This window comes from Actinoplanes sp. NPDC051470, assembly GCF_040682035.1.
Taxonomy (GTDB): Bacteria; Actinomycetota; Actinomycetes; order Mycobacteriales; family Micromonosporaceae; genus Actinoplanes.
This window is the reverse complement of record NZ_JBFBAA010000001.1, coordinates 271,376-285,093: the sequence shown is the minus strand read 5'-3', so window position 1 is coordinate 285,093 and position 13,718 is coordinate 271,376. Positions and strand designations below refer to the sequence as shown.

11 protein-coding genes are annotated in these 13,718 nt (G+C 71.2%); 10 read left to right on the top strand and 1 reads right to left on the bottom strand.

Annotation, left to right across the window (positions count from 1 at the left end):
* The first annotated feature begins 66 nt into the window (after positions 1 to 66).
* From AB0M54_RS01355 to AB0M54_RS01320, 8 genes are all read left to right on the top strand, one after another.
* On the top strand, positions 67 to 780 hold the full coding sequence (locus AB0M54_RS01355) for a response regulator transcription factor (RefSeq protein WP_364314615.1): 714 nt from the start codon (positions 67 to 69) through the stop codon (positions 778 to 780).
* Between the two features lie 10 nt (positions 781 to 790).
* Positions 791 to 2,410 (top strand): HAMP domain-containing sensor histidine kinase, encoded by a 1,620-nt coding sequence (locus tag AB0M54_RS01350; RefSeq protein WP_364314617.1) that lies wholly within the window; start codon positions 791 to 793, stop codon positions 2,408 to 2,410.
* A gap of 72 nt (positions 2,411 to 2,482) precedes the next feature.
* Complete coding sequence (locus AB0M54_RS01345; protein ID WP_364468505.1) at positions 2,483 to 4,117, top strand: trypsin-like peptidase domain-containing protein; 1,635 nt, start codon at positions 2,483 to 2,485, stop codon at positions 4,115 to 4,117.
* 222 nt (positions 4,118 to 4,339) lie between these two features.
* Positions 4,340 to 7,555, top strand: coding sequence for a M50 family metallopeptidase (locus tag AB0M54_RS01340; protein ID WP_364468503.1), 3,216 nt, complete (start codon positions 4,340 to 4,342; stop codon positions 7,553 to 7,555).
* Positions 7,556 to 7,582: 27 nt separating this feature from the next.
* Entirely contained in the window at positions 7,583 to 7,798 is a 216-nt protein-coding gene (locus tag AB0M54_RS01335) for a hypothetical protein (RefSeq protein WP_364314624.1), read from the top strand.
* Between the two features lie 43 nt (positions 7,799 to 7,841).
* The gene (locus tag AB0M54_RS01330) at positions 7,842 to 8,594 is read left to right on the top strand and encodes a hypothetical protein (RefSeq protein ID WP_364314626.1); all 753 of its coding nucleotides are present in this window, start codon (positions 7,842 to 7,844) and stop codon (positions 8,592 to 8,594) included.
* A 20-nt stretch (positions 8,595 to 8,614) separates the two neighbouring features.
* The gene (locus AB0M54_RS01325) at positions 8,615 to 9,292 is read left to right on the top strand and encodes an ATP-binding cassette domain-containing protein (RefSeq protein ID WP_364468501.1); all 678 of its coding nucleotides are present in this window, start codon (positions 8,615 to 8,617) and stop codon (positions 9,290 to 9,292) included.
* 18 nt (positions 9,293 to 9,310) lie between these two features.
* Entirely contained in the window at positions 9,311 to 10,663 is a 1,353-nt protein-coding gene (locus tag AB0M54_RS01320; protein WP_364468499.1) for a glycosyl hydrolase family 18 protein, read from the top strand.
* Here the strand turns inward: AB0M54_RS01320 and AB0M54_RS01315 are convergent.
* Positions 10,660 to 11,913 (bottom strand): serine hydrolase domain-containing protein, encoded by a 1,254-nt coding sequence (locus tag AB0M54_RS01315; RefSeq protein WP_364468497.1) that lies wholly within the window; start codon positions 11,911 to 11,913, stop codon positions 10,660 to 10,662. The two genes, AB0M54_RS01320 and AB0M54_RS01315, sit on opposite strands and share 4 nt — an antisense overlap.
* Positions 11,914 to 12,165: 252 nt before the next feature.
* On the opposite strand from AB0M54_RS01315, the gene AB0M54_RS01310 reads away from it, so the two are divergent.
* Together AB0M54_RS01310 and AB0M54_RS01305 are read left to right on the top strand one after the other, a co-directional pair.
* On the top strand, positions 12,166 to 12,780 hold the full coding sequence (locus AB0M54_RS01310) for an ATP-dependent Clp protease proteolytic subunit (protein WP_364314636.1): 615 nt from the start codon (positions 12,166 to 12,168) through the stop codon (positions 12,778 to 12,780).
* A gap of 109 nt (positions 12,781 to 12,889) precedes the next feature.
* Positions 12,890 to 13,480, top strand: coding sequence for a hypothetical protein (locus AB0M54_RS01305; protein WP_364468495.1), 591 nt, complete (start codon positions 12,890 to 12,892; stop codon positions 13,478 to 13,480).
* Positions 13,481 to 13,718: the final 238 nt, after the last annotated feature.

The window sequence follows — 13,718 nt, the reverse complement described above, 5'->3', positions numbered from 1 at the left end:
CGGCTCACAGAAAACTTTCAGCGTCCATGCAGGCAGAGTGCAGTCGCTGGGAGAAAGATGTGGGGCATGGCCACTCAGACCCAGCCCAAGCAGAGCGAGGCGAAGCTGCTCGTCGTCGAGGACGATGCGAACATTCTCGAGCTGCTCTCCGCCAGCCTGCGGTTCGCCGGGTTCGATGTGAGCACGGCGACCAGCGGCAGCGCCGCGGTGACCGCCGCCAAGAGCGCGAACCCCGACCTGGTCGTCCTCGACGTGATGCTGCCCGACCTCGACGGCTTCGAGGTGATCCGGCTGATGCGCGAGGGCGGCGCGCGTACCCCCGTGGTGTTCCTCACCGCGCGGGACGGCACCGACGACAAGATCCGCGGCCTCACCCTGGGCGGCGACGACTACGTCACCAAGCCGTTCAGCCTGGAAGAGCTCACCGCCCGGATCCGCGCGGTGCTGCGCCGTACGACGGCCGGCGACGAGGCCCCGTCCCGGCTCACCTTCGCCGACCTCGAGCTCGACGAGGAGACCCACGAGGTCTACCGGGCCGGCCAGCGGGTGCAGCTGTCGCCGACCGAGTTCAAGCTCCTGCGCTACCTGATGCTGAACGCCAACCGGGTGCTCTCCAAGGCGCAGATCCTCGACCACGTGTGGAAGTACGACTTCCGCGGTGACGACAACATCGTCGAGTCGTACATCTCCTACCTGCGGCGCAAGGTCGACAACGTCCAGCCCCGCCTGATCCACACCCTCCGGGGGGTGGGTTACGTCCTCCGTAAGCCCGCGGCCTGACGATTCCCCGGTGTCCGTCACCGTTGTTCCCCAGTCACCGGCGCCCGAGACGCCACCGCCCTCGCCGCGGAGCGCGAGCCGGCTCCGCACCACGCCGCTCCGGATCAAGCTGATCGCCTCGGTGCTGGCGCTGGTGTTCGCCGCGCTCACCCTGATCAGCGTGTCCAGCACGTTCGCGCTGAAGTCCTACCTCGTCGGCCGGATGGACGACGAGCTCGCGGCGTACACCGAGCAGACCCGGATGGACTTCCGCGACATCACCTTCGCCCAGATCGGCACGCTGCAGACGGACACCAGCTTCCCCAGCGACTACATGCTGTCCATCCGCTCGACCTCGGGCATCGGGCGGACGTTCTACAACAACGACAAGCTGTCCGACGACGACATGCCGCCGTTCCTCACCAACGCCGAGGACATCGAGGGCCGGTTCGAGGAGCAGCCGTACACGGTGACCTCGCTGAACAAGCGGGAACACTGGCGGATGCGGATCACCTTCACCGACTCCGGCCAGGTGATCTACGTCGGGCGGAACATGGGCGAGATCGACTTCGCGATGACCCGGCTGGTCTGGATCGACTCGCTGGTCGGCTTCGGGGTGCTGATCGCGCTGGCCGCGGTGGGCGCGGCGATCGTACGCACCAGCCTGCGCCCGCTGGTCGAGATCGAGCAGACGGCCGGGGCGATCGCCGCCGGTGACCTGAGCCGGCGGGTGCCCGACCCCGAGCCGGACAGCCCCGAGCCGATGACCGAGCTGGGCCGGCTGTCCCGCGCGCTGAACGCGATGCTCACCCAGATCGAGGCGGCCTTCACCGCCCGCGCCCAGTCCGAGACGGCGGCCCGTGCGGCCGAGTCGGCGGCCCGGGACGCGGCCGACTCGGCCCAGGCCTCCGAGTCGCGGGCGTTGCGGTCCGAGGGCAAGATGCGGCAGTTCGTCGCGGACGCCTCACACGAGCTGCGTACGCCGCTGACCACCATCCGCGGGTTCGCCGAGCTGTACCGGCAGGGCGCGGTGGCCGAGGGCGAGGACGTCGTCCGGCTGATGCGCCGGATCGAGGACGAGGCCTCCCGGATGGGCCTGCTGGTCGAAGACCTGCTGCTGCTGGCCCGGCTCGACCGGGAACGCCCGCTGACGCTGGCCCCGGTCGAGCTGCCGGTGCTGGCCATGGACGCGGTGCAGGCGGCGCAGGCGATCGCGCCCGAGCGCCGGATCGACCTCGACGTCCGCGACGAGCCGGACAAGCTGGTGGCGTACGGCGACGACGCCCGGCTGCGGCAGGTGATCGGCAACCTGATGACCAACGCGCTGGTGCACACCCCGGCCGATGCACAGGTGACGCTCAGGCTCTACGCCGAATCGGGCAACCGCGCTGTGATAGAGGTGGCGGACACCGGGCCGGGGCTGAACGCGGAACAGCGCGAGCACGTGTTCGAGCGGTTCTTCGTGGTCGACGAGGCGCGCACCCGGCGGGCCGACCGGGCGGCCACCGGCACCGGCCTGGGGCTGGCCATCGTGGCGGCCATCGTGCGGGCCCACCACGGCACCGTCGACGTGCTCGGTGAGCCGGGCCAGGGCGCCACCTTCCGGGTCGCTTTGCCCGCAGTCGATGGGGAAAGTCACCCCACGGCATAGGTGTCACCATTCACAGAAAACATCCAGCCGTAACACAGTCTCGTCGGAGACCGAGTGGGCAAGGTTGGACCCATGAACGAGCACGAGACCAACCCGCAGCGGCACGAGACTCCGGCTACTCCGGAGCCGTCGCACCTGCCCGCGGCTTCCTCACCCGCGGATGCTCCCGTCACCGGCGCTCCGGTGTCCGGTGCCGCTCCGGAGCGGGGAGAGTCCGAGCCGACGGCCGCGCAGCCCACCGTCCAGCAACCGGCCGCCCAGCCCACGGCCCAGCAGCCGGTCGTGCACCCGGCGGCCGGGCCGCTGCCGCCCGCGTCGCCGTGGTCCTCGCCAGGTCAGCCGGGTCAGCCGGGCCACCCCGGTCAGGCCGGCCAGCCCTACGGCCATCCTCAGCAGCCGCATCAGCCCGTGTGGGCCGGCGCGGCGCAGCACCCCGGTCAGCAGCACCCCGGTCAGCCGCACGCCGGCCAGCCCCATCCTGGTCAGCCGCACGCCGGCTATCCCGGTCCGGCTCCCTACCCGGGCGCCTACCAGCCCGGCGGGCAGCAGGCGCCCTGGGCGGCGCCGGTGGCCACCGAGACGGCGACCCGGCCGGCCTCCTCGGGCCGGGGCCGGAGGGTCTTCGTGGCGGGCGCCGCGGCCGTGCTGATCGCGCTGGCCGGCGGTGGCATCGGCGCCGCGACCGTGCTGGCCATGGACGACAACGACGGCTCGTCGACCGTGCAGACCGGCAACTCGTCGGTGACCCGGGTGGTCGACCGCTCCTCGCTGGCCCAGATCGCCTCCGCCGTGCAGGACAGCGTCGTCTCGATCACCACGGGCAGCGGCGAGGGGTCCGGCGTCGTGCTCAACTCCAACGGCGACATCGTCACCAACAACCACGTGGTGTCGACCGCGCAGGGCGGCAAGGTCAACGTGATCTTCGCCGACGGCAAGAAGGCGACGGCCACGATCGTCGGCACCGACGAGCGGACCGACCTCGCGGTGATCCGGGCCACCGGGGTCTCCGACCTCAAGCCCGCCACCCTCGGCGACAGCGCCCAGATGCAGGTCGGCGACACCGTGCTCGCCCTGGGCAGCCCGCTCGGCCTGGAGGGCTCGGTCACGGCCGGCATCATCAGCGCCAAGGACCGCACCATCAAGTCGGAGGGCAGCGAGCCGAGCCCGCAGGATCAGCAGCCGAACCCGTTCGGCGGCCAGGAGCAGCAGCAACAGCAGCCGTCGGGCGGTGCCCAGTCGATGTCCGGCCTGCTGCAGACCGACGCCCCGATCAACCCCGGCAACTCGGGCGGCGCGCTGGTCAACACCAACGGCCAGGTGATCGGCATCAACTCCGCGATCTATACCTCGGGCGGCAGCCAGGGCAACATCGGGCTGGGCTTCGCCATCCCGTCCAACAAGGTCAAGCAGGTCGTCGACGCGCTCATCGCGGGCAAGAAGGTCAGCCACCCGGCGCTCGGCGTCAGCGTCGCCGAGGCCGAGAACGGCGGGGCGCTGGTGCGCTCGGTCACCGCGGCCAGTGCCGCGGCCGGCGCCGGCATCCAGCAGGGCGACGTGATCATCTCGGTCAACGGCAAGACGGTCAACGACTCCGACGACCTGATCGGCGTGATCCAGGGCGCCTCGGTCGGCTCCAAGGTGTCGATCGTCTTCAGCCGGGACGGTGCACAGAAGACGGTCACCGCCACCCTGAAAGAGGCGAGCTGATCTAAGCGCGGCTCCGCCCGGGGCCATTCGGGCGGCGCCACCTCCCCATGCGGTGGGTGATCTCGGTCAAGGGGGTTGACCGGGATCACCCACCGCTCCTGTTTGCGCTGTTTGTGTTCGTATCGGTACCCGTTCTCGCTCAGGGGCTCGCTTTGCCAGGTCCCGACCGCTTACCCTCGCCTCCGGCGTGGGCGCGCGGCGCGCGGAGCGAGAGGCAGCACAGTGACGTACGTCGAGACCCGGATGAACGTCTGGGAGGCGTTGGCGGGTCGGCCGCCGGGCGAGCCGATCGGACCGGCCGACCCTGGACTGTGGGCGGCCATCGTCGACCGGCTCAACCCGGCCCGGGCCCGCCCGGTGCTGCGGGCCGGCGTCGAGGCGGTCGCACTGGCCAGCGTGCGCGGCCCGGCGTACATCATGGTTCGCTCTCCCGACGACGGCTCCCGCGCCTGTTATCTGCGGCTCACGCCGGAGGAGTGGGAGCTCGCCCAGATCATGGACGGGACGCTCACCGTGGCCCGGCTGGTCGCCGAGTTCGCCCGGATCGCCGGCCGGCTCGCGCCCGACCAGGTCAAACGGGTGGTCGCCGACCTGGCCGGCAACCGGATGCTCGAGGAGCTGCCGCTCGACGCCTTCCGCCCGCTCGAGTCGGTCGTCCGCAAGCCGCTGCCCGCCCGCGTGGGCCGTGGCCTGCTCAACGCCGCCCGCGGCCGGCGCATGCTGGTCACCGACATCGACGGCCTGGTCACCGCGCTCTACCGCGGCGGCGCCCGCTTCCTCTTCACCAAGCCCGCCGCGATCGTGCTCGCGCTGATCGCCGTCGCCGGGCTGGGCGTCTTCGGCTGGACCTGGATCAGCGGCTCCGAGGCGCTGTTCCTGACCAACGGCTCCTACCTGCTCGGCGCGGTCATCCTGCTGCTGCTCAACGTGGTGGCGCTGGCCTGTCACGAGCTGGGGCACGCGCTCGCCACCAAACACGCCGGGCGGGAGGTGCCGGCGGCCGGTCTGCTGGTCTACTTCGGCATCCCGTCGGTGTTCGTCGACACGACCGACGTGTGGATGGCCGGTCGGAAGGCCCGCCTGCTGGTCACCGCGGTCGGCCCGCTCACCGGCCTGGTGCTGGCCGGCGGCATGCAGGTGGTCGGCCTGTTCGTGCCCGCGGTCGCCGGGCTGGCCTTCAAGCTGGCCTTCGCCTGGTACATCAACGTGCTGTTCAACCTCAACCCGTTCATCGCGCTGGACGGCTACTACCTGCTGATGGACTGGCTGGAGATCCCCAACCTGCGGGCCCGCGGCCTGTCCTGGGTGGCGAGCCGGCTGCGCGGCCGGCCGCCGCGCTGGGCGTCGCTCGACCGCGAGGGGCGGATCATCGCGCTGTACGGGGTGCTCGCCCTGCTCTGGCTGGCGGTGGCCGCGAACCTGGCCTACCGGATGTGGTCGGACCGGGTCAGCGGGGTGGCCACCGGCCTGTGGCACAGCGGACCGGCGGCCAAGCTGCTGCTGGTCGCGATCGTGCTCGGCCTGTGCGCCCCGCTCATCCACCTCGGGCTGCGCCGGTTGGGCCGCTGGTGGCGCAAGTCCCGGGCCCGCAACGCCGAGAAGCACCGCGAGGCCGACCTGCCGCGCCGGCTCGACGCGCTGCGCAACTCCGACCTGGGCGGGCTGCCCGAGCACGCGCTGCACGGGCTGGCCGTCCGGGCCCGCTGGGAGCGCCCGTCGCAGGGCAAGCAGGTCGTGATGGCCGGCGGCCCGCAGACCGCGGTCTTCGTCGTGGTCGACGGCGCGCTGCAGGGACGACGGCCCGGCGACCCCGGCGGCACGATCCGCCACCACGTCGGCCGCGGCGGCGTGGTCGGTCTGGGCAACGCGCTGACCGGCCGGGCCACCTCGCTCGACTGGCACACCGCCGGCACCACGCTGCTGAGCGTCCCGACCGCGACCGTGGCGACCGTGATCGGCCCGCTGCCCGGCCCGCCCCCGGTGGACCGGGCCGAGGCCGAGGCGCTGTTCGCGGACACCCCGGCGCTGGCCGCGCTGGCCGGTGACGAGCAGCTGGCCCTGATCGCCTCGGCCCACCCGGTCGACCTGGAGCCGGGCGCGCCGGTGATGCTGGTCAGCCCGACCCAGGCGGTCGTCGTCGAGTCGGGCGTGATCGCCATGGCCGACGGGACCGAGCTGCGCCGGGGGACCCTGGTCGGCCCGGTCGGCGACGGCAGTCCCGGGATGGTCGCTCAGTCGCGTACCCCCGTGCGGTTGTGGGTCATGCCGGACGCCTCGAGCCTTCCGCCCCTGGTCGGCGGCAACCCACTCGCCGGGGCGACGGTCGTCCAGGGGCACGGCGCGCCGAAGTTCGGCAAGAACCCGGACGACTACCCGCCGCTGATCGTCCCGCCCGGCCCGCCGGACGGCACCGAGGACCCGGAGGTCGACAAGCGCTTCCTGCGCCGGATGTGGTGGCTCGTCCTGCTCGTGCTGCTGCTCGCCCTGCTGCTCACCACGGCCAACCTCGCGCCCGGGCCGGCCTGGGCCGAGATGCCGACCAGCCGCGCGCTGCTCACGTCGGAGCGGGGCCGGCTGACCCTCACGGTCGGCGACCAGGTGACCGTGCTGAACCCGGGGGAGCGGCGGTTCGTGGCGGCCGGCGCCAAGATCGAGGTGAACGACAACGCGACCGGGCTGGTCACCTTCACCGGCGGCGCGGCCGCGCTGCTCTGCGGCGGGTCGACCACCGAGGTCGGCGCGCTGACCACCGGCCTGGGCCGGGACCGGCGGCCGAGCGGGGTGCTCACCCTGGACGGCGGTCGCCTGCTGGCCGACACGACCAGCACCAGCGGCGCGTACCGGCCGCTCGACCTGACGGTGAACCGGCCGCTGGGCGGGGTGACGAACACGGGCCAGGCGTGGTTCTCGGTCGACCCCGCCGCGGTCACCGTGTCCACCGGCAAGGTGACCGTGGACGGGCAGCCGTCCTCGCCGACGAACGGCAGTCTGTCGTGCGGTGACGGCGTGACCGTCGAGCCGCCGGCGGCCGGGCCGAGCGAGGAGCCGCCGTCCGAGCTCCCGTCGGAGCCGGCGACCACGCCGTCCGAGCTCCCGTCGAGCACGCCCCCGGTCGAGGAGCCCGACCCGGATCCGCTCCCGCGGCCGAACGGGAACAACAACCCGGGCAACAACGACGACGATGACGACGACAATCCGCCGGCGAACAACCCGAATCCGGGCAATCCCCGGCCGGGCAACCCGAACCCCGGCAACCCGAACCCGGGCACGTCGTCCAACCCGCCGGACCCGGAACCATCCGACTCGGAGGAGCCGGAGCCGAACCCGTCGCAGTCGTCCGGCAATCCGAGTCCGTCGCAGAGCAGCCAGCAGCCTCCGGTCATCTCGATCCGGCCGGAGAACCTGCCGACCGGGCCGATTATCGTGATCCCCGGCTGATGATGATCACGATGGAGGAGTGCTGACGTGCTCTGCTGGTTCTGCGCGAAGGCGGCGCGGGCGACCTGCCGGTTCTGTGGCCGAGGCGTGTGCGAGGACCACGCGCGCTTCGGTCCCTACCTGCTGCAGGTGAGCCGCTCGGAAATCCGGCAACGGGCGGAGGCGCTGGTGGTCGAGGACGCCGTCCAGTGCGGCACCTGCCGCCCCAGACCCCAACCGGTGGCCATGCCGGAAATGGACTGATGGGGCGATATTTTCGCTGGACCGGCTCGTCTATGTTGACCACATGAGCGACTTCGACGACGTGCTCGAGCGGCTGCTCACCGACCAGTCGTTCGCCGCCGCGCTGGCTGAGGACCCGGACAAGACGCTGTCCGGGTACCGGCTCGACGAGGACGAGATCGAACTGCTGCGCAGCCAGGTCTGCGCGGACACCGGCGGCGCGGCCGCGGTGGTCGAGGGGCGTACGACGAAGTCGAGCACCTTCGGGCTGTTCTCGTCGCTCGGTGATTGGTCCGAGTTCGGCTCGGCGGCCGGTGTCGCCGCGCGCGCCACCGGGGACGCCGTCGGGCCGGGCGGCAGCGGCGGCATGGTCCAGGCCCATTCCGCCCTGGGCGACGCGCCGCCCGCGCACGACCTCGACGACGTGCCCGCCACGGCCAAGATGGGCGACGCCGCCTCGGTCGCGCACGCCGAGGTGGTCAAGGCCACCCAGGTCGAGCACGAGCCGCTGGCCCAGCCGGCGAAGGCGCCCGAGCCCAAGGTCGAGGCCGTCGGCGACTACCGCAACAAGGTCGACGCGAACGGCGACGGCCACTGGGACAAGGCCACCTACTCGGCCCGCGAGGACGGCGGGGTGGACATCATGGTCGACGTGAACCACGACGGGAAGGTCGACTTCGTCGGGCGCGACTTCGACCGCGACTGGAAGGTGGACGAGGCCACCATCGACCGCGACAAGGACGGCGTGTTCGAGAAGACCATGTACGACGACAACAACGACGGCTGGCTCGACCGCACCGTGTGGCAGAACGACTGATCAAGCCGCACCATGTGGTGATGGTCGCCGTTAGTGTCGACGCGCTCACCAAGATCTTCGATCCCGGGGTCGTGGCCGTCCAGGATGTCACCCTGGAGGTCGCCTCGGGCGAGTTCCTGGTGCTGCTCGGCGCGCCCGGCAGCGGCAAGACCACGTTGCTGCGGCTGATCGCCGGGCTGGAGGCGCCGACCACCGGCGAGATCCTGATCGGCGGCGTGCCGCTGGCCGAGCGGCCCGACCGGGAGGCGGCGGTCGCGGTGGTCTTCCAGAGCTACTCGGTCTACCAGCACCTGACCGTGGCTCAGAACATCGGCTTCCCGCTGCGCGGCGGCCGGCCGGACGTCGGGGAGCGGGTGACCGAGGCGGCCCGGCACCTCGGCATCGACGACCTGCTCGGGCGGCTGCCCGCTCACCTGTCCCGCGGCCAGCGCCAGCGGGTGGCGATGGCCCGGGCGATCGTCCGCCGCCCGGAACTGCTGCTGCTGGACGAGCCGCTGTCCAACGTCGACCCGCGGATCTGGGCCGAGTTGCGCGGTGACATCGTCGCGCTGACCAAACGCCTGGGAATCACCACGATCTATGTCACGCACGACCGGGCCGAGGCCGTCTCGATGGCCGACCGGATCGCGGTGCTCGATCACGGCAAGGTCGTGTGGGAAGGATTTTCGCCGTTCACAGGGCTGGACATGATTGGTTAACAGTCCTAATAATTAGCCATGCGTCGATCCCTTGTGATGGCTACGGCCGCCTTGCTGGCGGCGGCCGGGTCAGTGGTCTCTATGGCGTCCAGCGCCGGCGCCGCGGTCGCCTGTGCGGCGCCGTGGAGCGCGACCCAGGTCTACGTGGGCGGCAACAACGCCTCCCAGTCCGGGCACAACTACCGGGCCAAGTGGTGGACCCAGAACGAGAGCCCCTCCTCGCACAGCGGGCAGTGGGACGTCTGGGCCGACGAGGGTGTGTGCGACGGCGGCACCACCCCGCCGACCGATCCGCCGACCGATCCGCCCACGGATCCCCCCACCGACCCGCCTCCCTCGAGCACCCTGCCCAAGCACGCGCTGATCGGCTACCTGCACGCCAGCTTCGCCAACGGCTCCGGCTACCTGCGGATGTCCGACGTGCCCGCCGACTGGGACATCATCAACCTGGCCTTCGGTGAGCCGACCACCCCGACCTCGGGTGACATCCGGTTCACCCTGTGCCCGGCCGCCGAGTGTCCCGGCGTCGAGACCGAGGCGCAGTTCATCGCGGCGATCCGCGCCAAGCGCACGGCCGGCAAGAAGGTGCTGCTGTCCATCGGCGGCCAGAACGGCCAGGTGCAGCTGACCACCACGGCGGCCCGGGACAAGTTCGTCCAGACGGTCGGCGGCATCATCGACAAGTACGGCCTGGACGGGGTCGACGTCGACTTCGAGGGCCACTCGCTGTCGCTGAACACCGGCGACACCGACTTCAAGAACCCGACCAGCCCGGTGATCGTCAACCTGATCTCGGCGCTGCGCTCGCTGAAGACCCGCTACGGCGCCGGGTTCGTGCTGACCATGGCCCCCGAGACGTTCTTCGTGCAGCTCGGCTACCAGTACTACGGCTCCGGGCCGTGGGGCGGGCAGGACCCGCGGGCGGGCTCCTACCTGCCGGTCATCTACGCGATGCGCAACGACCTCACGGTGCTGCACGTCCAGGACTACAACTCCGGGCCGATCATGGGGCTGGACAACCAGTACCACAACATGGGCGGCGCCGACTTCCACATCGCGATGACCGACATGCTGCTGGCCGGCTTCCCGGTGGCCGGCAACGCGGCCAACCAGTTCCCGGCGCTGCGTGAAGATCAGATCGCGTTCGGCGCGCCGTCGTCGGTCAGCGCCGGCAACGGCTACGTCGGCCCGGCCGGGGTCCAGCAGGCGGTCACCTGTCTGGTCCGGGGTCAGAACTGCGGCGGGTACGCGCCCCGCAGCGGCACGAACCCCAGCTTCCGCGGCCTGATGACCTGGTCGATCAACTGGGACAAGTACTACAGCTGGGAGTTCCGGACCAACCACGAACCGTTCCTGAACGCCCTGCCCTAGCCGCTCTTCGCGATGGCGTTGGCGACCGCGACCCGGTGCACGTCCGGGTCGGACCAGCTCCAGTTCGGATGCGCGCGGTTGGTCAGCAGCACCACGACCAGCCCGCGCTCCGGCGCGATCAGCAGCGACGTGCCGGTGAACCCGGTGTGCCCGAAGCTGCTCGGCGAGGCCAGCTCGCCCATGAACCAGGGCTGGTTGATCTCGACGCCCAGCCCGTGGTCGGCCGACCGGTCCGGACGCTCCTGGTCGATCGCCGGTTTGCCCCGGTTCACGTTGGTCAGGGCGCGTTTCACGATCTCGGCGGAGAGGATCCGCTTCCCCTGGTACGCCCCACCGTCCAGCAGCATCCGGCCGATGACGGCGACGTCCCGGGCCGTACCGAAGATCCCGGCGTGCCCGGCCACCCCGCCGAGCCGCGCGCAGACGTCGTCGTGCACCACGCCGCGCAACAACCCGCGTGAGGTGCGGGCGTCGGTCGCCACCAGCCGGCCCTTCGCCGCCCAGCCGAGCGGCTCGAACCCGGTGTCCCGCAGCCCGAGCGGCCCGGTGATCTGCTCCCGCAGCGCCTTGTCCAGGGTCCGGCCGGTGAGCTTCTCGACCAGCCGGCCGAGCACCATCAGCCCGACGCTGGAGTAGCGGAAGGTCCGGCCCGGCACCGCGCCGTCGACCAGCGGGATCCGCGGCACCTGGGCCCAGCTCGCCCTACCCGCCCCGACCGGCAGCCCGCCGGTGTGCGCGAGCAGCATCGCCACGGTCACGTCGTCCTTGCCGAACTCGGGCAGATAGCGGCTGACCGGCGCGTCGAGGTCGAGCTTTTTCTGGTCGACGAGCCGCAGCGTCATCAAAGCCGTGTAGACCTTGGTGATCGAGGCAAGATCGAAGATCGCGTCGGTCCGCATGGGCACGCGCTTGTTCTTCGGCAGCTCCACCGGCCCCGCGGCGTACCGGACCGCGTCACCGGCCGCGACCTCGACCCGGGTCGCGCCGTCGGCCACGACCAGGGCGACGGCGCCGGCATAGCCCGGGTGGGCCGGGTTGTCCTTGGTCGGGCGCAGGTACTTGTGCAGCACCGCCTCGACGTCGGCGGCGTAGGGCGCCTTCTTGGCGGGCGCTTTCGTCACCTTCGGTGGCGCTGACGGCGTGGCCGACGGGCTGTCCACCCATGACGAGCCGGGGCGGGCGGACGGGCCGCAGCCGCTCAGCGTGGCGGCCACTCCGGCGCCGAGGAGGACGCGTCGGGCTAGAGGCACGGCGACGATGGTTGCACCGGGGTGGGTTGCAGGACAACCCGGCGCGGGGGCAGCGGGGGTGACCACCTACGGCCTGGCGTGTGTGCCACGCCCGGGTTGCGTCGCGCGTACCTCAGCCTGGTGTTGATCTTGATCGGCGGCGAGTTCGCTGGTTATGCCGAGAGCGGACTTCGCCCAGAGGTGAATCGCTGGGCTGGGTGGCCTGGGGCGGGGGAAGGTGGAGGGGATCCGAATAGGTGAGAGGGTTGGTCCATGAACGTTGACGAGATTTCCATGCGGGCGGGCGGCGCCTCCTTCGATGACCAGGTCTTCGAGCGGCTGCTCCGGGAGCGGATCATCTTCCTCGGCTCCGAGGTGAACGACGAGGTGACCAACCGCATCTGTGCCCAGCTCCTGCTGCTGGCGTCGGCCGACAGTGAGAAGGACATCGCGCTGTACATCAACTCGCCGGGCGGGTCGATCAGCGCGGGCATGGCCGTCTACGACACCATGCAGTACATCAAGAACGACGTCGCCACGATCGCGATGGGCATGGCCGCCTCGATGGGGCAGTTCCTGCTCTGCGCGGGCACGGCCGGCAAGCGGTACGCGCTGCCGCACGCCCGGGTGATGATGCACCAGCTCTCCGGCGGCATCGGCGGCACCGCGGCCGACATCGCCATCCAGGCCGAGAGCATGCTCCACATCAAGACCGTGATGAACGAGCGGATCGCCTTCCACAGCGGTCACACGCCCGAGGAGATCGAGCGCGACTCCGACCGCGACCGCTGGTTCACGGCTCAGGAGGCCAAGGAGTACGGCCTGATCGACCACGTGATCCGCAGCGCCAGCGACGTCGGCTCGACCCCGGCGCCGATGCCGGCCTGACCGATACGCACCACCGCGAGACGGGCACCGCACCTGGTGCCCGTTTTGCGTTTGGTGGTTCGGGGTAGGTGGTGGGGCAACCCCGACTCGCTGAGGAGGTGTGCTGACGATGAGGCTCCCTACGTTCTCCCGCCAGTCCGCTACCGATACACCGACCGAAGAGCGGCCCGCCGCCGGCACGAGCACGGTGGCCAAGCCCGACGAGACCACCACCCGCCACTTCCGGACGCCGGGCGGGGCGGCGACACGTGAGCAGGACGGTGGCCGGGCCAAGGTCGCGCCCCGCGACACGACGACCACCACCGACAGCGACACCACGGCCACCACGCTCGAACAAGATCGCGTACGCGAGGACCGGGTCGCTCCGGCCGGTCCCAAGCCCCGCGCCAGCCTGCTGGCCACGCTCGGCCTGGTCCTGGGCGTCGTCGGCGCGCTCCTGGTGCTCTCCGGCCCGCTGCTGGGCTACGGCCTCGGCGTCGCCGTGCTCGCCCTGATGCTCTCGCTGAGCGGCATCCACGCCACCGGCCGCCGGCACGTCGCCGGCAAGTCCGACGCCCTGCTCGGCATGGTGCTGTCGCTGGCCGCGATCGTCGTCGGCATCCTCGCCCTGACCGGCTCGCTCAGCTGGCTCGGCACCGACATGCAGCCTGTCAATACCGCTCGCGAGTGGCTTGACGCACAGTTTGTTAACCGTTTCTAGGGGTATAGCACCATTACGGAACCGGGACGGCCTTGGCCGGACCCGCCCCGAAATGTTCCGGCGATGCGCTGGAAAGACTGGACAGGGCCGACACCCGATGCGGGGTGTCGGCCCTTCCGCGCAATGAATCGCTGGTCGCATGGGCGGCAACGCAATGAACTGATCGTGGCGAGCAAGGTTGATCTGCGGCGCCGGCCGGGGTTTCCCGCATACCGTTGCGGTCATGGCCACCCGCCGT

Coding starts and splice junctions, on each gene's coding strand:
- AB0M54_RS01355 (WP_364314615.1), top strand. CDS start 67: ATGGCCACTCAGACCCAGCCCAAGCAGAGCGAGGCGAAGCTGCTCGTC.
- AB0M54_RS01345 (WP_364468505.1), top strand. CDS start 2,483: ATGAACGAGCACGAGACCAACCCGCAGCGGCACGAGACTCCGGCTACT.
- AB0M54_RS01330 (WP_364314626.1), top strand. CDS start 7,842: ATGAGCGACTTCGACGACGTGCTCGAGCGGCTGCTCACCGACCAGTCG.
- AB0M54_RS01325 (WP_364468501.1), top strand. CDS start 8,615: ATGGTCGCCGTTAGTGTCGACGCGCTCACCAAGATCTTCGATCCCGGG.
- AB0M54_RS01320 (WP_364468499.1), top strand. CDS start 9,311: ATGCGTCGATCCCTTGTGATGGCTACGGCCGCCTTGCTGGCGGCGGCC.
- AB0M54_RS01310 (WP_364314636.1), top strand. CDS start 12,166: ATGAACGTTGACGAGATTTCCATGCGGGCGGGCGGCGCCTCCTTCGAT.
- AB0M54_RS01305 (WP_364468495.1), top strand. CDS start 12,890: ATGAGGCTCCCTACGTTCTCCCGCCAGTCCGCTACCGATACACCGACC.